The following is a 22,951-nucleotide window of genomic DNA, read 5'->3' as shown; positions in this document are numbered from 1 at the left end:
TCGTCACATCCTGAAGACGCCGAAGGACGAGGTGCCCTCGACCGGTGCGGTGTGGATGGCGGACAGGGCGATCCCGAGGACGTCGCGGGTGTCGCGCGGGTCGATGATGCCGTCGTCGTAGACCAGACCGGAGAGGACCATCGGCATCGACTCGGCCGTGATCTGGTCGGTGATCATGGTCCGGAGGGCCTGCATGCCCTCCTCGTTGAACGGCAGTCCCCGTGACTCCGCCGATGCCTTGGAGACCATGTAGGCGACGTCCGCGAGCTGCTGGGCACCCATGACGGCCGAGCGCGCCGACGGCCAGGCGAAGACGAAGCGGGGGTCGTAGGCCCGACCGCACATCCCGTAGTGCCCGGCGCCGTAGCTGTTGCCCAGCAGCACCGAGATGTGCGGAACGGTCGAGTTCGAGACGGCGTTGATCATCATCGCGCCGTGCTTGATGATCCCCCGCTGCTCGTAGTCCTTGCCGACCATGTACCCGGTCGTGTTGTGCAGGAACAACAGCGGGGTGTTCGCGCGGTTGGCGAGCTGGATGAACTGCGCGGCCTTCTGCGACTCCTCGCTGAACAGCACCCCCCGGGCGTTGGCGAGGATGCCGACGGGAAAGCCGTGCAGCTGCGCCCACCCGGTGACGAGCGACGTGCCGTACAGCGGCTTGAACTCGTCGAAGTCGCTGTCGTCGACGACCCGGGCGATCACCTCGCGCGGGTCGAAGGGGGCCTTGAGGCCGGGCGGGACGATGTCGAGGAGCTCCTCGGCCGGATAGCGCGGCGGCCGTGGAGCCGGGACGAGCGGCCCGGCGGCCTTGCGCCGGTTGAGCCGGGCGACGATGCGCCGCCCGATCCGGATCGCGTCCTGCTCGTCGAGCGCGTAGTGGTCGGCGAGACCCGAGACGCGGGCGTGCATCTGCGCCCCGCCGAGGGACTCGTCGTCGGACTCCTCGCCCGTCGCGGCCTTGACGAGTGGGGGCCCGGCGAGGAAGACCTTGGAGCGCTCCTCGATCATAACGACGTGGTCGCTCATGCCCGGCAGGTATGCGCCGCCCGCCGTCGAGTTGCCGAAGACCAGGGCGATGGTCGGGATCCCCTCGCGGGAGAGTCGGGTGAGGTTGCGGAAGATCGCGCCACCTGGGACGAACACCTCCTTTTGGGTCGGCAGGTCGGCACCGCCGGACTCGACGAGGGAGATGACGGGAAGCCTGTTCTGCAGGGCGATCTCGTGCATCCGCAGGCTCTTGCGCAGCGACCACGGGTTGCTCGCCCCACCCTTGACCGTCGGGTCGTTGGCGACGAGGAGGCACTCGACCCCCGAGACGACACCGATCCCGGCGACGACGCTGCCGCCGACGGTGAAGCTGGACCCGTAGCCCGCGAGGGGGGCCAGCTCGAGGAACGGGCTGTCCCGGTCCAGCAGCAGCTCGATGCGCTCCCGGGCGGTCAGCTTGCCGCGCCCCCGGTGCCGGGCGACGGCCTTCTCGCCCCCGCCGAGGACGGCCTTGTGCGCCTCCTCGCCGATCTCGTCGAGAGCGGCGAGCATCGACTCGCGGGCCTCGACGGCCTCCTCACTCGTCGGGTCGAGGGTGCTCCGGAGGATGGTCATGCGGTCAGTCCCAGTCGTCGTGCGGCCATGTCGTTGAGGATCTCGACGGTCCCACCGCCGATGCCGAGGATGCGGATGTCGCGGTACTGCCGCTCGACCTCGCTCTCGGCCATGTAGCCCAGGCCGCCGAAGAGCTGCACGGCCTGGTGGGCGACCCACTCGCCGGTCTCGGTCGCGGTGTTCTTGGCGAAGCACACCTGCGGAATGAGGTCGGCGAGCTCCTCCCCGTCCTCGTAGCGGTCGACGACCGCCCGGGTGTAGGTGCGGGCCACGTCGATGCGGCGGGCCATCTCGACGAGGGTCGTCTGCACCCCCTGCCGGGAGATCAGCGGCGCACCGAAGGTCGTGCGGTCGCGACACCACGCGGTCGCGAGGTCGAGGCAGCGTTGGGCCTGGGAGTACGCCTGGACGGCGAGGGCGATGCGCTCGCTGAGGAAAGCGCGGCCGATGAGGAGGAAGCCGGCGTTCTCGGGGCCGACGAGGTTCTCGACCGGCACCCGGACGTCGGTGAAGGACAGCTCGGCGGTGTCCGAACAGCGCCAGCCCATCTTGGCGAGCCGTCGCGAGACCTCGAACCCCGGGGTGTCCCGTTCGATGACGAGGAGGGAGAGGCCGCGGGCGCCGCGCAGCTCCCCCCCGCCGGTGCGGACCGCTGTCGTCACGAAGTCGGCGCGCACCCCGGAGGTGATGAAGGTCTTGGATCCGCCCACGACGTAGTGGTCGCCATCGCGGCGCGCGGTCGTGCGCAGGCCTCCGACGTCGGAGCCGCCACCCGGCTCGGTGATTCCGAGCGCGCCGATCAGCTCGCCGGCGAGGGTGGGCGCGACCCACCGGTCGATCTGCGTCTTGTCGCCCGCGGCGACGATGTGCGGACACGCGATCCCGGCCGTGAAGAGCGAGGCATAGACACCGGCCGCCGCGCCCGCTTCGTGCAGTGCCTCGGCGACGGTCACCGCCGCCCGCTGGCCTCCGCCGCCCCCACCGGCGGACTCCGGGAAGGCGACGCCGATCAGGCCGAGCCGCCCGGCGGCGAGGTGCAGTGCGCGCGGCAGCTCACCGGCCTCCTCCCATCCGTCCTGGTGGGGGAGGACCTCCTTGTCGACGAAGGCGGTGGTCGTGGCGCGCAGCGCCCGCAGCTCGTCGGTGGTCCAGTCGGCGTGACTCATCGGTTCTCTCCGGAGGGCGGTGTCGAGGTCAGCAGTGCCTCGGGGATGTCGACGTGGCGCGAGCGCAGCCACTCGCCGACCCCCTTGCCCTGGGGGTCGAAGCGAGCGTTGTAGGCGACGCCGAGTCCGAGCAGGTCGCGGACGACGATGTTCACGGCGCACAGGTTCGGCAGGCGCGTGATCTCGAGGTCGAGCCCGGCCGTGTCGGGGAGCAGCTCGCGCACCCGGTCCTCGGTGAGCAGGGCCGACAGCCACGGCCAGGCCCGCTCGTCGCGCACCCAGACGCCGACGTTGACGTGTCCACCCTTGTCGCCGGCCCGAGCGCCGGCGACCGCGCCGAGTGGGAGCCGCCGGGTCGGGCCGAGGTCGCCGGTCTCCTCGGGGCCCGGACCGCGCAACGGCTGCAGCGTCGCCGTGACCGTGGGCGGCTCGACGCGCTCCACCGTCCCGTGGTCGAGGACGACCTCGTGCGCCGGAGCCTCCTGCGGGACGAACCGCGGCGTGAAGACGCCGTAGGGGGACCCCGCCGCGGGCGGAGCGGTCGGGTGGCAGCCGGGGTAGGAGCCCAGTGCCACCTCGACCGCTGCGTTTGCGAAGGCCCGACCGACGACGTTCGCGTCCGGGTCGCGGCCCACGACGGTGAGGAGGGCGGCCGCCTGCTGCTGAGTGGGGGCGTCCGGACGGTCGGTCCGGGCCAGTGTCCACGTGACCTCGGCCGGGGAGGTCGTGAGCGCGTCCTCGAACTGCCGCCGGAACAGGTCCGCCTTGGCCTCGATGTCCAGGCCGGTGAGGACCATCGTCACCTCGTTGCGGAAGCCGCCGAAGGACGTGCACGAGACCTTGAGCTCCGGCGGCGGCGCCTCCCCCTGCACCCCGGAGATGAGCACGCGGTCGGGCCCGTCCTCGGTGAGGCGCACGGTGTCGAGCCGGGTCGTGACGTCCGGCCCCGCATACCGGCCGTCGCCCACCTCGTAGAGCAGCTGCGCGGTGACCGTGTCGACGGTGACGAGGCCGGCGGTGCCGGGGTGCTTGGTGATGACGCTCGAGCCGTCGCGACGGATCTCGGCCAGCGGGAAGCCGGGGTGGACGAGGTCGGCGACCTCGGTGAAGAACGGGTAGTTGCCGCCCGTCGCCTGTGCCCCGCACTCGATGACGTGCCCGGCCACCGTGCAGCCGGCGAGCGCGTCGAGGTCCTCCCGGGTCCAGGCGAAGTGCGCGATCGCGGGGCCGAGGACGACCGAGGCGTCGGTCACCCGGCCGGTGACGACGATATCCGCCCCCGAGGCGACCGCCCGCGCGATCCCGAATGCGCCGAGGTAGGCGTGCGCTCCGAGCGGGGACCCGAGACCGAGCTCGCCGGCCCGCGCGCCCACGTCGTCCCCCCGCACGTATGCGACGGTCGGCTCCCGCCCCTGGGCTGCGGCCATCGTGCGGATCGCCGCCACGAGACCGGGAGTGTTCACCCCGCCCGCGTTGGCGACGATGGTCACCCCTTGGTCGAGAGCGAGTCCGAGGCAGTCCTCGAGCTGACGCAGGAAGGTCTTGGCGTATCCGGTGTCCGGATCCTTGAGCCGGTCGCGGAGCAGGATGAGCATCGTGAGCTCGGCCAGCCAGTCCCCGGTGAGGACGTCGAGCTCCCCGCCGGTGAGCATCTCACGCATCGCGGAGAGACGGTCGCCGTAGAAGCCGGAGCAGTTCCCGATGCGCAGCAGCTCGGGGTCCCGCCCGACCGCGGTTCCGTTCGAGGGGGCGCTCACCCGCGCATACCCTTCGGTGCCCCGGCGAAGGCCTGGGCGAAGGTGAGCCACTCGGTCGCCGCACCGGTGCTCCGCAGGTCCGTTCGGGCGACGTCGCGGCGCTGGGTGACGACGAGGCAGAAGTCCAACGCGGATCCGGTGACCGTGCCCGCCGCGCCGTCCGTGGCCTCTGGACCCCACGTCCAGACCGCCCCCGAGGGCGAGGTGAGCTCGATGCGGAACTCCCCGGCCGGCGCCTCCTTGCCGTTGATGAGGTAGCCCCAGTCGCGGGTCCGGACCCCGAGGTGACAGATGTCGTGTAGCCGGTCGGTCGGGGTCCGGCTGACGTCGAGCGTGTCCGCGACATCCTGGCCGTGGGCCCAGGTCTCCATGAGGCGGGCCGTGGCCATCGAGCGCGGCTTCATCGGCGGCCCGAACCAGTCCAGCCTGACGTCCGGGTCCACCAAGTCGAGGACGTCGGCGAGGCGCCGGCGACCGTCTCGCCAGCCGGCGAGCAGCTCGGCCGGGGGCAGAGCGGCCCGTGCCTCGGCCTGCCGGTCGACATAGCCGAGGGGATCCTGCGCGGCCTCGGCGGCGACATCGGCGAAGCCCTCCGGGTCGGTCGCGCTGAGCAGGGCGACCTCGTCGGTCCACGCGAGGTGCGCGATCTGGTGCGCGATCGTCCAGCCCACGGCCGGGGTCTCGCGCGCCCAGTCGGAGGCAGACAGGTCGGCCACGAGCGCGTCGAGGTCCTCGCACTCCTCGACGAAGGCGGTCGCCGTCGCACGCGGTGTGCCTGTGCCCGATGCCGTCTCGCTCATGGAGCGAGGCTGGCAGGACGTCTCGAAAAAAGCAAGCATGATTGCTTTTTTCACATCAGCGCCCTAGCGTCCCTGTATGCGACTGACCGAGGACCACCACGCCTTCCGGGCCAGCGTCAGGAGGTTCGTCGACGTCGAGGTCAACCCCCACGCGGACGAGTGGGAGGCGGCTGGTCGCTTCCCCGCGCACGAGCTCTTCCCGAAGGCGGCGGCGATCGGCCTGCTCGGTCTCGAGTACGACCCGGAGTACGGCGGCGAGGGAGCCGACCACAGCTACCAGCTCGTGGCGGCCGAGGAGCTCGGCCGGATGGACTCCGCCGGGGTCGGCATGGCCATCGGGGTCCAGTCGATGATGGCGACGCCGTCGCTGCACCGGTTCGGCACCCCGGAGCAGAAGCGGGAGTTCCTCGCGCCCGCCATCGCGGGGGAGTCGGTGACCTCGATCGCGGTCACCGAGCCAGACACCGGCTCCGACGTGTCGCGACTGCGCACCCGGGCCGTCCGCGACGGCGACGACTGGGTCATCACCGGCCGCAAGATGTACATCACAAACGGCACCCAGGCCGACTGGGTCTGCCTGCTCGCCCGCACCTCCGACGAGGGCGGCCATAAGGGCATGTCGCAGATCATCGTGCCGACCGACCGCCCGGGCTTCGGTGTCTCGCGGACCCTCGACAAGCTGGGCAACCGCAGCTCGGATACCGCCGAGCTCGTCCTCGACGAGGTCCGAGTGCCCGTCGCGAACACCATCGGCGAGATCGGGCGCGGATTCCAGCAGCAGATGGAGCAGTTCATCATCGAGCGGATGTTCGCCGCGTACTCCACGGTCGGCACGTGCGACAAGGCGCTCGAGCGGACCCGCGCGTTCGTCCACGAGCGCTCGGTGTTCGGCGGCCCGCTCGCCTCGAAGCAATACGTCACCTTCCGCCTCGCCGAGCTCCAGGCGCAGGTCGAGCTGCTCCGCAGCCACAACCTGGCCGTCTGCGAGGCGTACGAGGCGGGCGAGGACATCACCCGCCTCGCGAGCGTCGCCAAGCTCACCGCCGGTCGGCTGGTCCGGGAGGTCGCGGACACCTGCCTGCAGTTCCACGGCGGCATGGGCTATCTCGAGGAGACGTGGACCGCCCGGCTGTACCGCGACGTCCGGCTCGCCTCGATCGGCGGGGGCGCCGACGAGGTGATGCTCCAGGTGCTGGCGCGCCTCGACGGACTGCCGGCCTGACCTACCTCAGCTCGAGGCCGTCTCCGCCGAGGTCCGCAGCCGCACCTGGCGCTTGATCCGGCTCAGCATGGCGACCATGCCGCGCATCCGCAGCGGCGAGACGACCTCGGCGAGCCCGAACTCCATCGGCGCCTGGTCGGGGGTCGCGAGCACCTCGGCCACGGTCAGCCCGTCCAGACCCTCGTGGAGGATCCCGGCGAACCCTCGCGTCGTCGGCGCCTCCGGCGGTGCGGAGAAGAAGAGCGACACGCGCTGGTCGTCGGTCGGCACCCCCGGATCCTCACCCACCTCGACGGCGAGGAACAGCGGTGACTGGCACTCGTGCACCTGCTCGAGCTTCTCCGGGGCGTCGGCGAGCCGCGGTGGCAGGTCGGGCAGCTCCTCGCTGAACTCGAGCAGCAGCTGGAGTCGGTCCGGGGGCGCCGCCTCCCGGAAGTCGGCGGCGATCTCGGCGAGCGGCGAACCCATCGTCACCGCTCGATCGGCACGCGCACCGAGTTGCCCCACTCGGTCCACGACCCGTCGTAGTTGCGGACGTTCTCGAACCCGAGCAGGTGGGTGAGCACGAACCACGTGTGGCTGCTGCGCTCGCCAATCCGGCAGTACGCGACCACCTCGTCGTCAGCAGCCAGGCCCTGCTCGTCGAGGTAGATCGCCTCGAGCTCGGCCCGCGACTTGAACGTCCCGTCCTCGTTGGCCGCGCGGGCCCACGGGACGGACTTCGCGCCGGGGATGTGCCCGCCGCGCATCGCGCCCTCCTGCGGGTAGTCCGGCATGTGCAGCAGCTCGCCGCTGAACTCGCCGGGGGAACGGACGTCGACGAGCGGCTTGCCGAGGTGGCCGAGCACGTCGTCCTTGAACGCGCGGATCGGTGCGTCGTCGCGTTCCACCAGGGGGTATGCGGTGGTCCACTCCGCAGGAACCTGCGGAATCTCGCGGGTCACCTCGCGGCCTTCCGCAACCCACTTCGCCCCGCCGCCGTCGAGCAGTCGGACATCCTCGTGGCCGAACAGGGTCATGACCCACAGCGCGTAGGCCGCCCACCAGTTGCTCTTGTCGCCGTAGATGACCACGGTCGAGTCCCGGGCCACGCCCCGCTCGGTCATCACCTCGGCGAAGCGCTTGCCGTCGACGTAGTCGCGGGTCAGCGGGTCGTTGAGGTCCTGGTGCCAGTCCAGCTTGAGCGCTGTCGGGATGTGCCCGATGTCGTAGAGCAGGACGTCCTCGTCGGACTCCAGGACGACGATCTGCTTCCCCGGACCGGTCTCCCCGGCCTCGATCCGCTCGGCGAGCCAGGCGGTGGTCACGAGCCGCTCGGGGTGGGCGTACTCGGCGATCTTGGTGCTGGTGTCGGTGCCGGTGTTCTCCGTCATCCAGCCACCGTACTCCGCTGCGGATATCGGGCGACACGGGTGGGTTGGCGCGGGAGGACGACACGGGGCGCGTCGACGTCGGCGCCGCGGACGGGCGAGACTGGAGCCGTGGCCGAGGACCTCGTCGTGAGCCGCCGGTGGGTCGTGCCCGGCGGAGAGCTCCGGGAGCGCTTCTCGCGGAGCTCCGGCCCCGGCGGCCAGGGCGTGAACACGACCGACTCGCGGGTGGAGCTCAGCTATGACATCGCCGGCAGTCCGGGCGTCCCCGAGGAGGTGCGGTCGCGGGTGCTGCGCCGGCTGTCGGGTCGCCTGACCGACGGCGTCCTGACCGTCGTGGCGTCGGAGCATCGCAGCCAGCTCGCGAACCGGCGCGCGGCGCGAGCCCGGATGGCGCAGCTGCTGCGCGAGGCCGGCTCACCGCCGGGTCCGGCGCGACGACCGACCCGGCCGACGGCGGCCTCTCGTCGTCGCCGTCTGGACGACAAGCGCCGCCGGGGCCGGCTCAAGGAGGGCCGCGGCCGTCCGGCCGGGTCCTCGGAGCCGTGAGCGGAGCTGTGAAGGAGGCGCCTCGCTCAGCTCTCGTGCCGGAAGCCCAGCTTGATGCCGACCTGCCAGTGGGCGATCCGCCCCTCCTCGAGGTGACCGCGGATCTCGGTGACCTCGAACCAGTCGAGATTGCGCAGGGTCTGGCTCGCCTCGGCGATCGCGGTCTGCACGGCGTCCTCGATGGAGTCGTGCGAGCTGCCGACGATCTCCGAGACGTTGTAGACGTGGTTCGACATGGTGCCTCCGTGGTCGTGAGGAGCCTCGTTGCTCCTGCCCCGACCGTACTCGTGCGAGGGCAGGTCAGTCGCCAGGTGAGCCGGGTCGTCGCAGCCAGGTGCCCTGCCGCATGACACCGACGACATCGAGGTCGGGAGAGAGCACGACGAGGTCTGCGGGTGCACCCTCCGCCAGTCCTGGGGCCGGCAGGCCGAGGGCGCGCAACGGGTTGACGGTCACCTGCCGGACGGCCGTGAGCATCGCGTCAGCACGCTCCGCGCGGGAGTTGTGCACGGCCTGGGCCACCAGCAGCGCCATGGTCGCCGTGCTGCCGGCGATGGTGTCCCTGCCCGCCAGCCGGGCCACGCCGTCGACGACCTCGACGTTCAGCGAGCCGAGCGTGTAGGCACCGTCGGCCATACCCGCCGCCGCCATGGCGTCGGTCACGAGAGCGACGCGGTCGACGCCGACCTCCGCGGTGACGAGCCGGTGCAGGGCCGGGTGCAGGTGGACGCCGTCGGTGATCAGCTCGACCGTGACGCGGGGGTCCTCCAGGGCGGCGACGACCGGGCCGGGCTCGCGGTGGTGCACGGGGCGCATGGCGTTGAAGAGATGGGTGGCGACCGTCGCGCCCGCGTCGATGGCGGCCCGGGCCTGGTCGTAGGTCGCATCGGTGTGACCGATCGCGACGACGACCCCGGCGTCGCACAGCCGGCGGATGGCGTCCATCGCCCCGGGCAGCTCGGGGGCGATGGTGACCATCCGGATCGTGCCGCGCGCCGCGGCGAGGAGAGTCTCGACTTCGTCAGGGGTGGGACCGCGCAGAGCGGACGACTCGTGCGCCCCGCCCCGCTGCGGGGACAGCCAGGGACCCTCGAGGTGGATCCCGAGCAGGTCGCCGGACTCGACGTGGTCGGCGAGGGTCGTCACCTGGTGCAGGAGAGTGGCCGGGTGCTCGGAGACGAGCGAGGCCATCATCGCCGTCGTGCCGTGCCTGCGGTGCAGGCCCACCGCCGCGGCGACGGCGGAGGCGGTCGCCTCGGGGAAGGCGCCGCCTCCTCCGCCGTGGACGTGCATGTCGACGAAGCCGGGCGTGATCGTGGCACTCGACAGGTCGAGGTCCACCGGACCCGGCGCCAGGCCCGAGCCGAGCGCCACGACCCGGTCGCCGGCGACCTCGACCCAGCCCGCGCCGAGGGAAGCCGTGCCCGTGAGGAGCGATCCGGCGCCGATGATCATCGTCAGATCCCCTGCCAGTCCGGCTTGCCCGCATACGTCTCGCGGTAGTACTGCCCGAGCTGCAGCCGGCTCGCGGCTGCCTCGTCGAGCAGGACGGTGACGTGCCGGTGGTGCTGCAGGATGGTCGCGGGCCAGAGCGCGCTGACCGGACCCTCGACGAGCTGGTGGACCGCCTCGGCCTTCGCCGTTCCGGTCGCGAGGAGCACGATGTGCCGGGCTTCCATGATCGTGCCGAGACCCTGGGTGAGGCAGTGCGTCGGCACCGCGTCGACGTTGCCGTCGAAGAACCGCGCGTTGTCGAGTCGCGTCTGTCGGGTCAGGGTCTTGATCCGGGTGCGCGAGGCGAACGACGAGCCGGGCTCGTTGAAGGCGATGTGTCCGTCGGTGCCGATGCCGAGGATCTGCAGGTCGACCCCTCCGGCGGTTGCGATCGCCCGGTCGTATGCGGCGCACGCCTCCGGGATGTCGCTCGCCGACCCGTCCGGTCCGGACACCGCCCCCGGGCCGAAGTCCACCCGGGAGACGAGGTCGCGGTCGATGACGGTCCGGTACCGCTCCGGGTGGTCGGCCGGCAGGCCGACGTACTCGTCGAGGGTGAAGCCCCGCGCTGCGGCGAAGCTCAGCTCACCCCGCTCGAACCGGGCGGCCAGCTCGTCGTACACCGCCAGGGGCGAGGAGCCGGTGGCGAGTCCCAGAACCGCGTCGGGTCGATCCCGCAGCAGGGCCCCGATCGCGTCGGCGGCGAGTGCGGCCAGGGCGGCCGGCTCGTCGAGGATGACGACCTCCATGACCGCTCACGCTCCCTTCGCGGCAGCGGCAGACTTGGTCGCAGCGACGGTCAGGAGCAGCTCCAGCGAGCGCACGTCGGCTCCGGCGTCGAGCTCGCGCAGGGCGACGTCCGCAGCCTTGCGGTCCAGGACGACGACCGGCACGACCGGGTTGCGGCCGGCGGCCTCGACGGCCGCGACGTCGTAGCCGACGATCCGCTGGCCGACCTCGACCTCGTCGCCCTCGCTCGCGTATGCGGTGAAGCCCTCTCCCTTCAGCTGGACGGTGTCGAGGCCGAGGTGGACGAGGACTCCGGCGCCGGAGGGTGTCTTGATCGCGTAGGCGTGCGGCCAGAGCTTGGCGATCGTGCCGGAGACCGGCGCCACGGCGTCGACGTGCTCGCGGGGCGGATCGATGGCCAGTCCCGGACCGACCAGACCCTTGGCGAAGGTCGCGTCGGGCACGTCCTGCAGCGGCACGAGGGTGCCGGCGATGGGCGACACGACGACGGTGCGGCCGGTCGGTGCGGCCGGAGCAGCGGTCGCGCTCGTCGGTGCGGCGTCGGCGGACGGGGCGGTCCGCTGCGACGATGTGCCGCTTGGGGTGGAACCGGAGTCGAGCGTCGCCCGGATCTCGTCCTTGAGCGCGTCGGACCGGGTGCCGAAGATCGCCTGGACGTTGTTGCCAACCTCGACGACGCCGGAGGCGCCGAGGGCCTTGAGGGCGGTCTGGTCGACCTTGCCCTTGTCGGCGACCTCGATCCGCAGCCGAGTGATGCAGGCGTCGACGGCCTTGAGGTTCTCCGCCCCGCCGAAGGCGGTGATCAGCTTCTCCGCGCGCTCGCTGGCGGACCCTGAGGCGCCGGACTCGTCGGTGGCGTCGTCGTCCATCGCCGCGACGTCGTCACCCTGCGGGTCGCGCCCGGGGGTCATGAGGTTCCACTTGGCGATGGCGAAGCGGAAGATCAGGTAGTAGACGACGAAGAACACCAGGCCCATGACGACGAGCAGCGGGATGTTCTTGGCCGCCGGCGCCGTGCCGTAGAGGAGCAGGTCGATCAGCCCGGCCGAGAACGAGAACCCGAGGTGGATGTCGAGGGAGTACGCGATGGCCAGCGACAGACCGGTGAGGAGGGCGTGGATCACGTAGAGCGGGAACGCGACGAACATGAACGCGAACTCGAGCGGCTCGGTGATGCCGGTGAGGAACGCGGTCAGGCCGGCCGCGGAGAGGATGCCGACGGCGATCTTCTTCTGCTTGGGGCGGGCCGCGTGGATCATCGCGAGCGCGGCGGCGGGGAGGCCGAACATGAGGATCGGGTAGAAGCCGGAGGTGAGCCGGCCCGCCGAGGGGTCGCCCTGGGCGAATCGGGTGAGTTCGCCGGTGTAGGTGACACCGTCGGCGGTGAAGTCGCCGTAGAGGAACCAGATGTAGGTGTTCACGATGTGGTGCAGGCCGAGCGGGATGAGCATCCGGTTGACGAAGCCGTAGACGAAGGCCCCGAGCGCGCCGGCACCGCCGATGAACTCACCGATGCCCGTCAGACCGATGTCGAAGATCGGGTAGAGGTAGCTCATCGCGAAGCCGATGAAGAGTGCGGAGAAGGAGACGACGATCGGCACGAAGCGGCGCCCACCGAAGAAGCCGAGATACGGCGGCAGCTGGATCGTGTGGAAGCGGTCGAAGAGGTACGCGGTGACCAGACCGATGACGATGCCGGCGAAGACGCTGTAGTTGATCGTCGCCTGGTCACCGCTCGGGGTGGTCTCGCCGGCGAGGACGACCGGTGACATGGCCGAGAACACCTCGGCGATGACGAGGTAGCCGGCGACCGCAGACAGCGCCGTCGAGCCGTCCGCCTTGCGGGCGAAACCGATGGCCACGCCCACGGCGAACAGGAGCGGCAGGTTGGCGAAGATCGCGCCACCGGCGGCGCTCATGGCGTCGAAGAAGGGCCCGACGATGGGTGCCTCGATGCCGCCGAGGAGGTCGTCCTGTCCGAGTCGGAGCAGGATCCCGGCGGCGGGGAGCAGTGCGATCGGCAGCATCAGGCTCTTGCCCAGTCGCTGCAGCTGCGCGAAGCCGGGGATGCGCAGTCCCCGCTTCTCGGTGGCTGGGGACGTGACGGTCGTTGTCATGGGATCCTCCGGGGCGGTCGTGGGGTCGTGGCGGTTGTCGTGACGAGTGGGGTAGTGGTCCGAGAATTGGTTTAGACCACTGTGCGATGTGGCAAGATTGGCATAGACCAATCGATACGTCAAGCGTTCGGCCACGAGCGCACGGTCCGGAGGACTCGTGAAGGTTCCCAGGTATTACCTCGTCAAGAACGAGATCCTCGCGCTCATCGCCGACCTCGAGCCGGGTGACGTCGTGCCCACCGAGCGCGAGCTCGCCGAGCGCTTCGGCACCTCCCGGACGACGGTCCGCCAGGCGATCTCCGAGCTCGTCGTGGAGGGCCGGCTCGAACGCACCCAGGGGCGGGGGACGTTCGTCGCCCGGCCAAAGCTCATGCAGGTGCGCCAGCTGACCTCCTTCTCCCAGGACCTGGCGGAGGAAGGCTGGCGACCCGGCAGCCGCATACTCTCGATCACGACGGAACCGGCGGCCGGCGAGCTGTGCCGCCGGCTGCAGGTCGACCCGGGCACGCCGGTGCACCGGGTCGAGCGGCTGCGGACCCAGGCGGGCGAGCCGATCGCGCTCGAGGTCGCGCACGTCCCCGGCCCTCTTCCCGGCCTGCGCGAGGAGCTCGAGGCCCGCGGGTCGCTCTACCGCAGCCTCGGCGAGGCGTACGGCCGGGAGGTCGAGGCCGTCGAGGACGTCGTCGAGACCGTCCTCGCGGAGCCCCTCACCGCGAACCTGCTCGGCGTGGACACCGGGCTCCCGCTGCTCCTCGTGCACCGGACGGCCTGGGACTCGAAGGGTACGGTCGTCGAGTGGACCCGCTCGCAGTTCCGCGGTGACCGGTTCCGCTTCGTCGCACGGCAGCGCCTCGACGACCGGGCGCACCCCGCCGCGGCCGCGGCCGGCGGCTGAGGGCGCGAATCGGAGGTCGTGCCTCCACCCTCCTACAGTGGAGACATGCCGGACCCCGATCATCCGCAGCCTCCTAGTCCCCGCTGCTCACCCAGCCCGGACCTGAAGGGGGCCCCCGGTGACTGAGGCGGTGCTCCTCCTCCTGCTCGGCATCGTCGTGATCCTCGTGATCATCGCCGCGAACGGCTACTTCGTGGCTCAGGAGTTCGCCTTCATGTCGGTCGACCGCAACCGGCTCGCCGCGCGGGCCAAGGAGGGCGACGCCGCCGCCGAGCGCGCGTTGAAGGTGACACGCCGAACCTCGTTCATGCTCTCAGGAGCGCAGCTCGGCATCACGGTCACCGGCCTGCTTGTCGGCTACGTCGCCGAGCCGCTCGTCGGGGAGTCTCTGGGCGTCCTGCTCGGGGGCGGGGTGTCCACCGCCACGAGCATCTCCGTGGCCACGGTCCTCACGCTCGTCGTGGCGACGCTCGTCCAGATGCTCTTCGGTGAGCTCTACCCGAAGAACCTCGCGATCGCCAACGCCGAGCCGTTGGCGCGCTGGATGGCCCGGTCGACGCTGATCTACCTGACGGTCTTCGGCTGGCTGATCGCCTTATTCGACAAGTCCGCGAACGTCCTCCTCCGTCTCGTCGGCATCGAGCCGATCCACGACCTCGACACCACCGCGACGGCTGAGGACCTGGAGCGGATCGTCGCCGACTCACGCGACAGCGGGGACCTGCCGCGTGAGCTCTCCATGCTGCTCGACCGCATCCTCGACTTCCCGGACCAGGACGTCGAGCACGCCATGGTGCCGCGGGCCCAGGTGGACACGATCGGCCCCGACATGACGGTCGGGGAGCTGCGCACTCTCATGGCCGAAGCCCACACGCGCTATCCGGTCATCGACGGCCGGGGCGAGCCGGTCGGTGTGGTGCAGCTCGGAGACGTGCTCCGCGAGGCCACCTCGGCCCGCGCGCCGGTCTCCACGGTGATGCGCGAGGCCGTCCTCGTCCCTACCCTGATGCCCCTGCCGGCCGCCGTGGCCGAACTGACCGAGGCCGACCAGCAACTCGCCTGCGTCATCGACGAGTACGGCGGCTTCGCGGGGATCCTCACCGTCGAGGACCTCGCCGAGGAGCTGCTCGGCGAGATCACCGACGAGCACGACGAAGGTCCGCCTGAGCCGATCACCGCAGGCGCTGAGGATGACGAGTGGCACATGGAGGGCGACGTACACGTCGATGAGGTCGAGCGGACCGTCGGCCACCGACTGCCCGAGGGGGACTTCGAGACCATCGCCGGCCTCGTGATCGCCGAGACCGGTGAACTGCCCGAGGTCGGACGCGTGCTCACGGTCGACCTGCCGCAGGACCCCGGCAACCTCGTCTCGGACGAGCAAGAGGTTCACTCCCTGGAGATCGAGGTGCTCGACATCGCCCGGCACGTCCCGAGCGAGCTCCGCATCCGGCTCCTGCGCCGACCTCTCGACACACCGCGTGCCGACGAGCACGTCGGTGACCTCTCCGGGCACAGCACCGACGACCGCGAGGACATGCGATGAGCAACCCGCTCGTCGTCGTCGCGGTCACGATCCTGCTCATCGTGCTGAGCGGATTCTTCGTCGTCATCGAGTTCGCCCTGCTCGGGGCGCGGCGGCATCGGCTCGAGCTCGAAGCCCCTGGCTCTCGCTCCGCCCGAGCCGCGCTCCGGGGGATGAACGAGCTCACCGTCATGCTCGCCGGTGCCCAGCTCGGGATCACGGCCGCCACGTTCGCTCTCGGGGCGGTCACGAAGCCGGCGGTGGACCGGTGGCTCGGCCCGCTGCTCGAGACCGTCGGCCTCCCCGCGTGGCTGGCCGGCGGGGCATCCTTCGCACTGTCCCTGCTCTTCGTCACCTTCCTCCACCTCGTCGTGGGCGAGATGGCGCCCAAGTCGTGGGCAATCGCCCACCCCGAGACGGCGGCCAAGGCCGTCGGTGTCCCGGCCCGGGCGTTCATCCGCGTCGTGCGACCGATCCTCGTGGGCGTCAACGCCCTCGCGAACCGGCTCGTCGCCGCGAGCGGGGTCACGCCGGTCGACCGGGCGGCGGTCGGCGGACGCGACGCCGAGACGATCCGCCAGCTCGTCGAGCAGTCGGCGGCCAAGGGGACCCTCGACCCGCAGTTCCAGACCCAGATCTCCGAGGTCATCGAGCTCGAGCGGCTGACCGTCGGCGAGCTTGTTCCGCAGGACCAGGAGCCGGTCACCGTCGCCGCTGACAGCACCGTGGACGACGTGCAGGCGGCGGCTGCGGCCAGCGACCACATGCGCATCCTCCTGGCGGCCCCGGACGGTGGGCTTCCGGTGGTCGTCCACGTTCGGGACACCCTCACCCTGCCCCCCGGTCACCCGGCGGCCGAGCTCGCTCGGGAGTCCTTCGTGCTCCATCCCTCGGTGCCGGTCTACGAGGCGCTGGCCAGGATGCGGGAGCGGAGCGAGCAGCTGGCCGTCGTCGTCGCCGGGGACAGCGCCGTCGGGCTGGTCACGGTCGCCGACATCATGCGCCGGGTCCTGCCGAGCACGGTGCGCAGCGGTGCGAGCGACGACGAGAGTGGTTCGGACTGAGCGAGCCTGCACCGCAGGCGAGGATGCGGTTCAGGTGGTTCGGGCATACCAGCGCAGCACCCGGAGGGCACGCAGCGTGTTCCACCGGCTGGGCCGGCCGTCGCCGTCCTCCATCTTGACGTGGACCAGACCCGGGTGGGTGTTCTCGAGGAGCCACGCGCCGTCCGGCTGTCGCCGGCCGCGGACCACGGCGATCGCCTCGGTGAGCCGCGGGTCCGGCTGTTCTCCGGTGGCACGGAAGTACTCGAGGCCGCGCAGCACGTCGTAGTGCCACTGCACCGGAAACGAGAACCGCAGCCAGTCCTCGTCGACGACCTCACCGGTGCTCGCGCGCCGGAAGAGCGAGCGCGTCAGGAGATAGTCCTCCCCGTCGTGCCGGGCCGCGGTGACGTCGCGGCGGCCCCCGGCCCGCGCATACTCGAGTAGGCCCTCGAGCACGCAGATGGTGGAGTGGAAGGAGGAGCGGACCGAGCCGTTCTCGGCCTCGCAGTTCCAGCCGCCGTCGTCGAGCTGCTCACCGAGGAGGCGCTCGACGATGCCGTCGACGTCCTCGCCGAAGTAGGCGCCGACCTCGACGGCACCGCCGTTGATGCACGGCTCGACCTCGCCCTCGAAGAACGGCTCGCCGGCGTACTCCCACCGGCTGTTCTCGCGCACCGCTGCGATGGCGGCGCGGACGTCGGGGTGCTGCGGGTCGATGCCGAAGTGACGGAGCAGTCGCAGCGTGGGCAGGCTGGCGGTCCACGGCTGGCCCTCGGGGTCACCGACGGCGGGCGTCGGCGCCCGCCAGTTCGGCCCGGGGAAGCACGCGCCACCGGCCCACTGCCCGTCCTCCTGCAGGTCGAGCAACCGCCGTCCCCACCCGGTCGCGGCGACCCGCGCGCGCTCGGCCGCGACCTCCTCGTCCGGTGCGTCGGTCAGGTCCCGCATGACCTGCCAGCGGATCGCCGGGTCGGAGTCCAACAGCCAGTCGCGCAGCTCGTCGTTCACACCGTCGCCTCCTCGAGATCGGGCCTCGCCGCGAGTCTGCCAGCCAACCGGCGACGGCGCGACCGGTCGCATCGGCATGATGGAGTCCGTGCTCGTTCTCATCATCCAGACCGCCCGGCTCTTCAAGTCCCTCGGCCGGATCGCCGCCAGCGACGAAGGGCAGGGTGTCGGCATGCTCCTCGCCCTGCAGCTCGTCCTCGGCGCGGTCTTCTACCACCAGGTCGAGGGCTGGCGCTGGGTCGACTCCTTCTACTTCTGCGTCGCCTCGTTGACGACGGTGGGCTACGGCGACCTGACGCCGGCCACCGACGAGGGCAAGATCTTCACGATGGTCTATCTGGTGACCGGGATCGGGCTCTTCGTCTCGTTCGGCGCGCTCGTCGCTCGTCACCTGCTCGATGAACGGGTGAGGCGTCATGAGAGCGGTGAGTCCGCATGACAGCCCGGCGGAGGGTCCTCCTCACGGGAGCGACGGGCAACGTCGGCCTGCTGCTCGCGGACCGGCTGGCCGAGGACTACGACGTCGTCCAGCAGGGGCGCACCCCGAAGACCGACGAGCAGGAGACGGTCCTGCGCCGGGTCGACCTGACGGACTATGCCGAGGTGCGCGAGCTCATGTCCGGCATCGACACCGTCGTCCACCTCGCCGGCGAGGCCTCGCCGGAGGGGGAGTGGGAGTCGGTGCTGTCGGCCAACATCATCGGGTACCGCAACGTCCTCGAAGCCGCCCGCGAGGAGGGGGTGCGGCGGGTCGTCTTCGCCTCGTCCAACCACGCGATGGGGATGTACGACCGCTACGAGGAGTGGCCGGTCTACCCGCACCACCTGCCCCGGCCGGACTCCCTGTACGGCGTCTCGAAGGTGTTCGGCGAGACGCTCGGCCGGTTCTATCACGACGAGCACGGCCTCGACGTGATCAACCTGCGCATCGGCTGGTACTCCCCGGATCCCACGGGCACGGACGAGGACGTGCTCCGGGCGATGTGGCTGAGCGGGGACGATACGGCCCAGGTCTTCCGGAGGGCGATCGAGGCCGAGGTCCGCTACGGGGTCTACTACGCCATCTCGGACAACCCGAACCGCCGGTGGGACCTGACGAACACGATGCTCGAGCTCGGCTACCGGCCGCAGGACTCGTGGGACCGGCTCCCGGGTCAGTCCGAGACGGTCGTCGAGGGTGGCGTCGACGTGCGGGACGACTGGCCGTGGGGCTCCTGACCGCTCCCCGGTACTCTCGCCGCATGCGCGCCGAAGCGTCCGGGCCGGCGGCGCCCGTCGAGGGTGCCGAGCCGTACGTCTCTACCGGCCACCTCCCGCCGGACCGCGACGTTGCGGCGTTGGTGCGCGACGCATACGAGCGCTTCCGGGGCCACCACGAGGGTGCGGTCTCGACCGTCTATCCCGCGCTGGAGCGGGCCGACCCGGACGCCTTCGGGCTGTGCCTGGTCACCGCCGACGGCCGGAGGCATGCGGCGGGCCGGTCCGAGGACGAGCTCACCCTGATGAGCGTGGCCAAGCCGTTCGTTCTGGCGCTCGTCGCCGAGGACCTCGGCGCGGACACCGTCCGCGAGCGGGTCGGCGTCAACGCCACCGGCCTGCCGTTCGACTCGACGGCCGCGGTGGAGCGCTCGTCCGACGGCCGCACCAACCCGATGGTCAACCCTGGTGCGATCGTCACGACGAGCCTGCTGCCCGGTGAGGGCGAGCAGAAGTGGGAGCGACTGCTCGGCGGACTGTCCGCCTTCGCCGGGCGCGACCTCGTCCTCGACGACGAGGTCTATGCGTCGGCGTCGGAGAGCAACCACACCAACCGCGCCCTGACGTGGATGCTGCACCGGCGCGGGCTGCTCGGCTGCGACCCCGACCTGGCGCTCGACCTCTACACCCGCCAGTCCTGCCTGCGGGTCAGCTGCGCCGACCTCGCCGTCATGGGTGCGACCCTCGCCGACGGCGGGGTCAACCCGCTGAGCGGTGAGCGCGTCGTCAGCCCGATCGTCTGCCATCACACGCTGGCCGTGATGCTCACTGCCGGGCTGTACGAGACCTCCGGCGACTGGATCTACGACGTGGGCCAGCCCGGCAAGAGCGGGATCTCCGGCGGCATCGTGACCGTCTCGCCCGGCAAGGGAGCACTCGGCGTGTGGTCGCCGCCGCTGGACGAGGCGGGCAACAGCGTCCGCGGACAGCTCGCGGCGCGCTATCTCGCCGGGCGGCTCGGGCTGGACCTGCTCCAGAGCGCGCCCGCGCAGGGCTGACCCGGGGCTACCGGCGCTGGGCCATGCCGCGGAGGTAGCCGATCTGCCCGAGGTGGGCCTGCGCGTCGCCGATGACGGAGACCAGGCGCACCGCCACGGTGACCGGAGGGTCCCAGTGCGCGTCAACGACGCGGGCGTAGCCGCTGTCCCCGTCGCTGCCTCCGTCGGCGGAGGCCGCCTCCAGCTCGTCGAGCACGCGCATGGTCATCGTGTGCACCGAGTCGTGGTAGCCCACGAGCAGGTCGACGTCCGTGACGTTGAACGCCCCGACCTCTGCACTCGTCTGTCCGTAGCCGATGTTTTCCACTTCGTAGGGCAGGCCGAACCGGTCGTGGAACCCCTCCCGGGTCCACACTTGCTGAACCCGTCCCACCCCGGCGACGTGATCGTCCTGGACGCGGGTCAGGTGCCACGCGAGCCAGCCGATCGAGTTGGCATCCCGGTCGGGCCGCCACAAGAGGGTCCTGTCGTCGAGACGACCGATCAGTCCCGGGAGTGCATCACGGATCCGTCCGTATGCGTCGCGCAGGACGTCCGTGGCGGTGACTGTCGAGCTCATGGGCGGGATCCTTCCAGGACGCCTGATCAGGTGCGGTGGCCGGTCAGGGCCAGCGTGCCGCCGAGCCCGACCATCATCATGCCGCCGGTCGCGCGCAGCCCGGCGAGGCGGCTCGGGGAGCGGGCGAACCACTCCTGCGCCGAGCCGGCGACGAGCGCCCAGATCGCGTCGGAGGCGAGCGCGATGAGGACGAACACGGTCCCGAGCGCGATCATCTGCAGTGGCACCGAACCGGTCTGAAGGCTGACGAACTGCGGGAGCACCGCGACGAGGAAGACGATCGTCTTGGGGTTGCTCACGCCGACGACGAAGCCCTGCCGGAGCAGCGTCGTCGAGGCGAGGTCGGTGTGGCCCGCGCCGCGCAGCTGCGCCCGGGAGAGGCCGCGGTGGCGGATGGCCTGGATGCCGAGGTAGACGAGGTAGGCCGCGCCGGAGAGCTTGACGGCGGTGAACACGGTCGCCGAGGCGGCGACGACGGCGCCGAGCCCGAGCGCTACGGCGACGACGAGGGGCAGCACTCCGAGCGAGTTGCCCGCGACGCTGAGCAGTCCGCCGCGTCGGCCGTAGGCGAGTGAGCGGCCGATGACGAACAGCACGCTCGGTCCGGGGATGACGATGAGGACGAACGACGCGAGGGCGAAGGCGCCGAGCCGCTCCGCGGGGGGCATGGGGCGAGCGTACCCAGGGCGGTTCGGTCGACGCCGTCAGACCACGCGCTCCCACACTGCGGCCAGGCCCTGGCCGCCGCCGATGCACATCGTCTCCAGCGCATACCGGCCCTCGCGGCGGACCAGCTCGCGGGCGAGGGTAGTGAGGATGCGGGCGCCGGTGGCGCCGATCGGGTGGCCGAGGGAGATGCCGGAGCCGTGCACGTTGAGCCGCTCCCGGTCCGCCTCGCCGAGGTCCCACTCGCGCAGCACCGCGATGACCTGGGCGGCGAACGCCTCGTTGAGCTCGATGAGGTCCAGGTCGGCGAGGGTCAGTCCGGCACGGCCGAGCGCCTGCTCGGTCGCCGCGACCGGGCCGAGGCCCATCCGGTGCGGATCGCAGCCGGACAGCCCCCAGGACACGAGGCGGACGAGTGGACGGATGCCGTGGCTCTCGGCGTAGTCGCGGGTCGTGAGGAGGCACATGGCCGCGGCGTCGTTCTGGCCGCTCGCGTTGCCGGCGGTCACGGTCGCATCGGGGTCGTCGCGGCCCAGGACGGGCCTCAGCCGCGCGAGGGACTCCAGCGTCGTGTCGGCGCGCGGGTGCTCGTCGACCTCGACGACCGTCTCGCCTCGGCGGGTGCGCACCGTCACCGGCACGATCTCCTCGGCGAAGACACCGGTCTCCTGCGCCCGCACCGCCCGCCGGTGCGACTCGACCGCGAGCGCGTCCTGCTCCTCGCGGCCGATCCCGTAGTCCCGTCGGAGGTTCTCGGCCGTCTCGATCATCCCGCCGAGGACGGGGTATGCGGTGCCCCCCGCCGTCACGCGGGCTCGCGTGAGCTGGTCGACGAGCTCCGCGGGTCGGCCCTGGGCGCCCCAGCGCATGTCGCGGCTGTAGTAGACGGCGTTGCTCATCGACTCCGCCCCGCCGGCGGCGACGACGTCACCCCCGCCGGAGGCGACCTGCATCGCGGCGTACAGGACCGCCTGCAGTCCGGAGCCGCACCGGCGGTCGACCTGCACCCCGGGGATCGAGACCGGCAGGCCCGCATCGAGGGCGACGACCCGGCCGATGGCCGGTGCGTCCGCACTCGGCACCGCATGACCGACGACGACGTCCGCGATCGCCTCGGGGTCGACCCCGGATCGTTCGACCACCGCCCGCAGCACCGTCGCTCCGAGCTCGGCTGCGCTCACGTCCTTCAGTGCTCCGCCGTACCGGCCCACGGCGGTGCGCAACGGCTCACAGACGACGATGTCGGGCATGATCTCGAGCCTAGACGTGCACCCCTAGGGTGGACGGATGCGTACCCGACAGCTCGGACCCTTCACCGTCTCCGCAATCGGCCTCGGCGCCATGCCGCTGTCATCCGGACACAACACCCGCCCCGATCGGGACCAGGCGATCGCGACCGTGCACGCCGCCCTCGACGCAGGTGTGACGTTCATCGACACAGCGGACATCTACGCGCCCAGCTGGGACACGATGGGCCACAACGAGGCGATCGTGGCCGCCGCGCTGCGCAGCTACGGCGGGGACACCAGTGGCGTCATCGTGGGCACCAAGGGCGGCATCACCCGGGGCGAGGGCGAGACGTGGGGTCGGGACGGGTCACCGCAGTACATCCGTCGAGCCCTCGAGGCCTCCATGCGCGCACTCGACACGGAGGTCATCGACCTCTACCAGTGGCACCGCCCCGACCGGTGGCGCGCGTACCACGAGGTCATCGAGACCTTCAAGACCCTCCAGGAGGAGGGCAAGGTCCGCGCGGTCGGGATCTCCAACGCCAACGTCGAGGAGATCGAGGTCGCGATCGAGGTCCTCGGCGAGGGCGGGCTGGCGAGCGTCCAGAACGAGTTCTCGCCCCGCTTCCGCTCCAGCCGGGACGAGCTCGAGCTGTGCGGCGAGCACGGCATCGCGTTCCTACCGTGGAGTCCCCTCGGCGGCACCGGCGCCCACAGCAAGGAGGTCGGCCGAACCTTTCCGGTGTTCCACGAGATCGGCCGGGACCGCGGCGTGAGCCCGCAGCGGGTCGTCCTCGCCTGGGAGCTCTCGCTCGGCGAGCACGTCATCCCCATCCCGGGGGCCAGCCGGCCGGAGTCGATCACCGACTCGGCCCAGGCGGCCGACCTCGATCTCACGGACGACGAGCGGGCGCGTATCGAGGCGCAGTTCCGCTGAGCCG

General features: G+C 71.4%; 23 protein-coding genes. 9 read left to right on the top strand and 14 right to left on the bottom strand.

Annotated elements, in window-relative coordinates:
* Positions 1–3 precede the first annotated feature (3 nt).
* From GA707_RS05605 to GA707_RS05590, 4 genes are read right to left on the bottom strand one after another with little or no spacing between them, the layout of a single operon-like run.
* The gene (locus tag GA707_RS05605; protein ID WP_152177421.1) at positions 4–1,602 is read right to left on the bottom strand and encodes an acyl-CoA carboxylase subunit beta; all 1,599 of its coding nucleotides are present in this window, start codon (positions 1,600–1,602) and stop codon (positions 4–6) included.
* Complete coding sequence (locus tag GA707_RS05600) at positions 1,599–2,768, bottom strand: acyl-CoA dehydrogenase family protein (protein WP_152177420.1); 1,170 nt, start codon at positions 2,766–2,768, stop codon at positions 1,599–1,601. Before GA707_RS05600 ends, GA707_RS05605 begins: the two co-directional genes overlap by 4 nt.
* Complete coding sequence (locus tag GA707_RS05595; RefSeq protein WP_226963551.1) at positions 2,765–4,525, bottom strand: acyclic terpene utilization AtuA family protein; 1,761 nt, start codon at positions 4,523–4,525, stop codon at positions 2,765–2,767. Before GA707_RS05595 ends, GA707_RS05600 begins: the two co-directional genes overlap by 4 nt.
* A complete protein-coding gene (locus GA707_RS05590; protein WP_152177419.1) occupies positions 4,522–5,325 on the bottom strand; it encodes a TIGR03084 family metal-binding protein in 804 nt (267 codons plus the stop codon). The genes GA707_RS05595 and GA707_RS05590 overlap by 4 nt, the downstream gene beginning before the upstream one ends.
* A 76-nt stretch (positions 5,326–5,401) precedes the next feature.
* Here GA707_RS05590 and GA707_RS05585 point away from each other — a divergent pair, with 76 nt between their 5' ends.
* Positions 5,402–6,547 (top strand): acyl-CoA dehydrogenase family protein, encoded by a 1,146-nt coding sequence (locus tag GA707_RS05585; protein WP_152177418.1) that lies wholly within the window; start codon positions 5,402–5,404, stop codon positions 6,545–6,547.
* A gap of 6 nt (positions 6,548–6,553) precedes the next feature.
* On the opposite strand, the gene GA707_RS05580 is transcribed toward GA707_RS05585, so the two are convergent.
* On the bottom strand, positions 6,554–7,015 hold the full coding sequence (locus tag GA707_RS05580; RefSeq protein ID WP_152177417.1) for a SufE family protein: 462 nt from the start codon (positions 7,013–7,015) through the stop codon (positions 6,554–6,556).
* Positions 7,016–7,017: 2 nt separating this feature from the next.
* Complete coding sequence (locus tag GA707_RS05575; protein WP_152177416.1) at positions 7,018–7,920, bottom strand: sulfurtransferase; 903 nt, start codon at positions 7,918–7,920, stop codon at positions 7,018–7,020.
* 108 nt (positions 7,921–8,028) lie between these two features.
* Here GA707_RS05575 and arfB point away from each other — a divergent pair, with 108 nt between their 5' ends.
* Positions 8,029–8,466, top strand: a complete 438-nt coding sequence (arfB, locus tag GA707_RS05570) for an alternative ribosome rescue aminoacyl-tRNA hydrolase ArfB (RefSeq protein WP_152177415.1) — start codon at positions 8,029–8,031, stop codon at positions 8,464–8,466.
* Between the two features lie 26 nt (positions 8,467–8,492).
* On the opposite strand, the gene GA707_RS05565 is transcribed toward arfB, so the two are convergent.
* The 4 genes from GA707_RS05565 to GA707_RS05550 form a co-directional block, all read right to left on the bottom strand.
* A complete protein-coding gene (locus tag GA707_RS05565) occupies positions 8,493–8,702 on the bottom strand; it encodes a dodecin (protein WP_152177414.1) in 210 nt (69 codons plus the stop codon).
* Positions 8,703–8,766: 64 nt separating this feature from the next.
* Complete coding sequence (gene nagA / locus GA707_RS05560) at positions 8,767–9,921, bottom strand: N-acetylglucosamine-6-phosphate deacetylase (protein ID WP_152177413.1); 1,155 nt, start codon at positions 9,919–9,921, stop codon at positions 8,767–8,769.
* Positions 9,922–9,923: 2 nt separating this feature from the next.
* Positions 9,924–10,709 carry a glucosamine-6-phosphate deaminase gene (gene nagB / locus GA707_RS05555; protein WP_152177412.1) on the bottom strand — a complete coding sequence of 262 codons (786 nt, stop codon included), beginning with the start codon at positions 10,707–10,709 and terminating at the stop codon, positions 9,924–9,926.
* Between the two features lie 6 nt (positions 10,710–10,715).
* A complete protein-coding gene (locus tag GA707_RS05550) occupies positions 10,716–12,827 on the bottom strand; it encodes a glucose PTS transporter subunit IIA (protein WP_152177411.1) in 2,112 nt (703 codons plus the stop codon).
* Positions 12,828–12,984: 157 nt separating this feature from the next.
* Between GA707_RS05550 and GA707_RS05545 the strand changes: the two genes are divergently transcribed.
* The 3 genes from GA707_RS05545 (at position 12,985) to GA707_RS05535 (ending at position 16,311) form a co-directional block, all read left to right on the top strand.
* Positions 12,985–13,722, top strand: a complete 738-nt coding sequence (locus GA707_RS05545; RefSeq protein WP_152177410.1) for a GntR family transcriptional regulator — start codon at positions 12,985–12,987, stop codon at positions 13,720–13,722.
* Positions 13,723–13,840: 118 nt separating this feature from the next.
* Positions 13,841–15,268 carry a hemolysin family protein gene (locus tag GA707_RS05540; RefSeq protein WP_152177409.1) on the top strand — a complete coding sequence of 476 codons (1,428 nt, stop codon included), beginning with the start codon at positions 13,841–13,843 and terminating at the stop codon, positions 15,266–15,268.
* Positions 15,265–16,311, top strand: a complete 1,047-nt coding sequence (locus tag GA707_RS05535; protein WP_152177408.1) for a CNNM domain-containing protein — start codon at positions 15,265–15,267, stop codon at positions 16,309–16,311. The genes GA707_RS05540 and GA707_RS05535 overlap by 4 nt, the downstream gene beginning before the upstream one ends.
* 30 nt (positions 16,312–16,341) lie before the next feature.
* Here GA707_RS05535 and GA707_RS05530 read toward each other — a convergent pair whose 3' ends face one another.
* A complete protein-coding gene (locus tag GA707_RS05530; RefSeq protein ID WP_152177781.1) occupies positions 16,342–17,241 on the bottom strand; it encodes a hypothetical protein in 900 nt (299 codons plus the stop codon).
* A 148-nt stretch (positions 17,242–17,389) separates the two neighbouring features.
* Between GA707_RS05530 and GA707_RS05525 the strand changes: the two genes are divergently transcribed.
* From GA707_RS05525 to glsA, 3 genes are read left to right on the top strand one after another with little or no spacing between them, the layout of a single operon-like run.
* Positions 17,390–17,740, top strand: a complete 351-nt coding sequence (locus GA707_RS05525; RefSeq protein WP_193315188.1) for a potassium channel family protein — start codon at positions 17,390–17,392, stop codon at positions 17,738–17,740.
* A complete protein-coding gene (locus GA707_RS05520; protein ID WP_152177406.1) occupies positions 17,737–18,519 on the top strand; it encodes an NAD(P)-dependent oxidoreductase in 783 nt (260 codons plus the stop codon). The genes GA707_RS05525 and GA707_RS05520 overlap by 4 nt, the downstream gene beginning before the upstream one ends.
* A 23-nt stretch (positions 18,520–18,542) precedes the next feature.
* Entirely contained in the window at positions 18,543–19,556 is a 1,014-nt protein-coding gene (gene glsA, locus GA707_RS05515) for a glutaminase A (RefSeq protein WP_152177405.1), read from the top strand.
* A 7-nt stretch (positions 19,557–19,563) separates the two neighbouring features.
* On the opposite strand, the gene GA707_RS05510 is transcribed toward glsA, so the two are convergent.
* Genes GA707_RS05510 through GA707_RS05500 form a run of 3 tightly spaced genes read right to left on the bottom strand, consistent with a single transcriptional unit; the run spans position 19,564 to position 22,031 of the window.
* Positions 19,564–20,115 (bottom strand): DinB family protein, encoded by a 552-nt coding sequence (locus GA707_RS05510; protein WP_152177404.1) that lies wholly within the window; start codon positions 20,113–20,115, stop codon positions 19,564–19,566.
* Between the two features lie 26 nt (positions 20,116–20,141).
* Positions 20,142–20,783, bottom strand: coding sequence for a LysE family translocator (locus tag GA707_RS05505; protein ID WP_152177403.1), 642 nt, complete (start codon positions 20,781–20,783; stop codon positions 20,142–20,144).
* A gap of 36 nt (positions 20,784–20,819) precedes the next feature.
* Entirely contained in the window at positions 20,820–22,031 is a 1,212-nt protein-coding gene (locus GA707_RS05500; protein ID WP_152177402.1) for an acetyl-CoA C-acetyltransferase, read from the bottom strand.
* 37 nt (positions 22,032–22,068) lie between these two features.
* Between GA707_RS05500 and GA707_RS05495 the strand changes: the two genes are divergently transcribed.
* Positions 22,069–22,947 (top strand): aldo/keto reductase, encoded by an 879-nt coding sequence (locus GA707_RS05495; protein ID WP_152177401.1) that lies wholly within the window; start codon positions 22,069–22,071, stop codon positions 22,945–22,947.
* The last annotated feature ends 4 nt before the right edge of the window (positions 22,948–22,951 follow it).

Source organism: Nostocoides sp. F2B08, from assembly GCF_009184895.1.
In the GTDB taxonomy this organism is placed as follows: domain Bacteria; phylum Actinomycetota; class Actinomycetes; order Actinomycetales; family Dermatophilaceae; genus F2B08.
This window is presented reverse-complemented; position numbering and strand designations above follow the sequence as displayed.

Excerpts from the sequence above, each read along its gene's own strand:
- GA707_RS05495 (WP_152177401.1), top strand. The coding sequence starts at position 22,069 with ATGCGTACCCGACAGCTCGGACCCTTCACCGTCTCCGCAATCGGCCTC.
- glsA (WP_152177405.1), top strand. The coding sequence starts at position 18,543 with ATGCGCGCCGAAGCGTCCGGGCCGGCGGCGCCCGTCGAGGGTGCCGAG.
- GA707_RS05585 (WP_152177418.1), top strand. The coding sequence starts at position 5,402 with ATGCGACTGACCGAGGACCACCACGCCTTCCGGGCCAGCGTCAGGAGG.
- GA707_RS05550 (WP_152177411.1), bottom strand. The coding sequence starts at position 12,827 with ATGACAACGACCGTCACGTCCCCAGCCACCGAGAAGCGGGGACTGCGC.
- GA707_RS05575 (WP_152177416.1), bottom strand. The coding sequence starts at position 7,920 with ATGACGGAGAACACCGGCACCGACACCAGCACCAAGATCGCCGAGTAC.
- GA707_RS05510 (WP_152177404.1), bottom strand. The coding sequence starts at position 20,115 with ATGAGCTCGACAGTCACCGCCACGGACGTCCTGCGCGACGCATACGGA.
- GA707_RS05600 (WP_152177420.1), bottom strand. The coding sequence starts at position 2,768 with ATGAGTCACGCCGACTGGACCACCGACGAGCTGCGGGCGCTGCGCGCC.
- GA707_RS05505 (WP_152177403.1), bottom strand. The coding sequence starts at position 20,783 with ATGCCCCCCGCGGAGCGGCTCGGCGCCTTCGCCCTCGCGTCGTTCGTC.
- GA707_RS05605 (WP_152177421.1), bottom strand. The coding sequence starts at position 1,602 with ATGACCATCCTCCGGAGCACCCTCGACCCGACGAGTGAGGAGGCCGTC.
- GA707_RS05530 (WP_152177781.1), bottom strand. The coding sequence starts at position 17,241 with ATGCGGGACCTGACCGACGCACCGGACGAGGAGGTCGCGGCCGAGCGC.
- GA707_RS05565 (WP_152177414.1), bottom strand. The coding sequence starts at position 8,702 with ATGTCGAACCACGTCTACAACGTCTCGGAGATCGTCGGCAGCTCGCAC.
- GA707_RS05500 (WP_152177402.1), bottom strand. The coding sequence starts at position 22,031 with ATGCCCGACATCGTCGTCTGTGAGCCGTTGCGCACCGCCGTGGGCCGG.
- nagA (WP_152177413.1), bottom strand. The coding sequence starts at position 9,921 with ATGATCATCGGCGCCGGATCGCTCCTCACGGGCACGGCTTCCCTCGGC.
- GA707_RS05580 (WP_152177417.1), bottom strand. The coding sequence starts at position 7,015 with ATGGGTTCGCCGCTCGCCGAGATCGCCGCCGACTTCCGGGAGGCGGCG.
- GA707_RS05590 (WP_152177419.1), bottom strand. The coding sequence starts at position 5,325 with ATGAGCGAGACGGCATCGGGCACAGGCACACCGCGTGCGACGGCGACC.
- nagB (WP_152177412.1), bottom strand. The coding sequence starts at position 10,709 with ATGGAGGTCGTCATCCTCGACGAGCCGGCCGCCCTGGCCGCACTCGCC.
- GA707_RS05520 (WP_152177406.1), top strand. The coding sequence starts at position 17,737 with ATGACAGCCCGGCGGAGGGTCCTCCTCACGGGAGCGACGGGCAACGTC.
- GA707_RS05535 (WP_152177408.1), top strand. The coding sequence starts at position 15,265 with ATGAGCAACCCGCTCGTCGTCGTCGCGGTCACGATCCTGCTCATCGTG.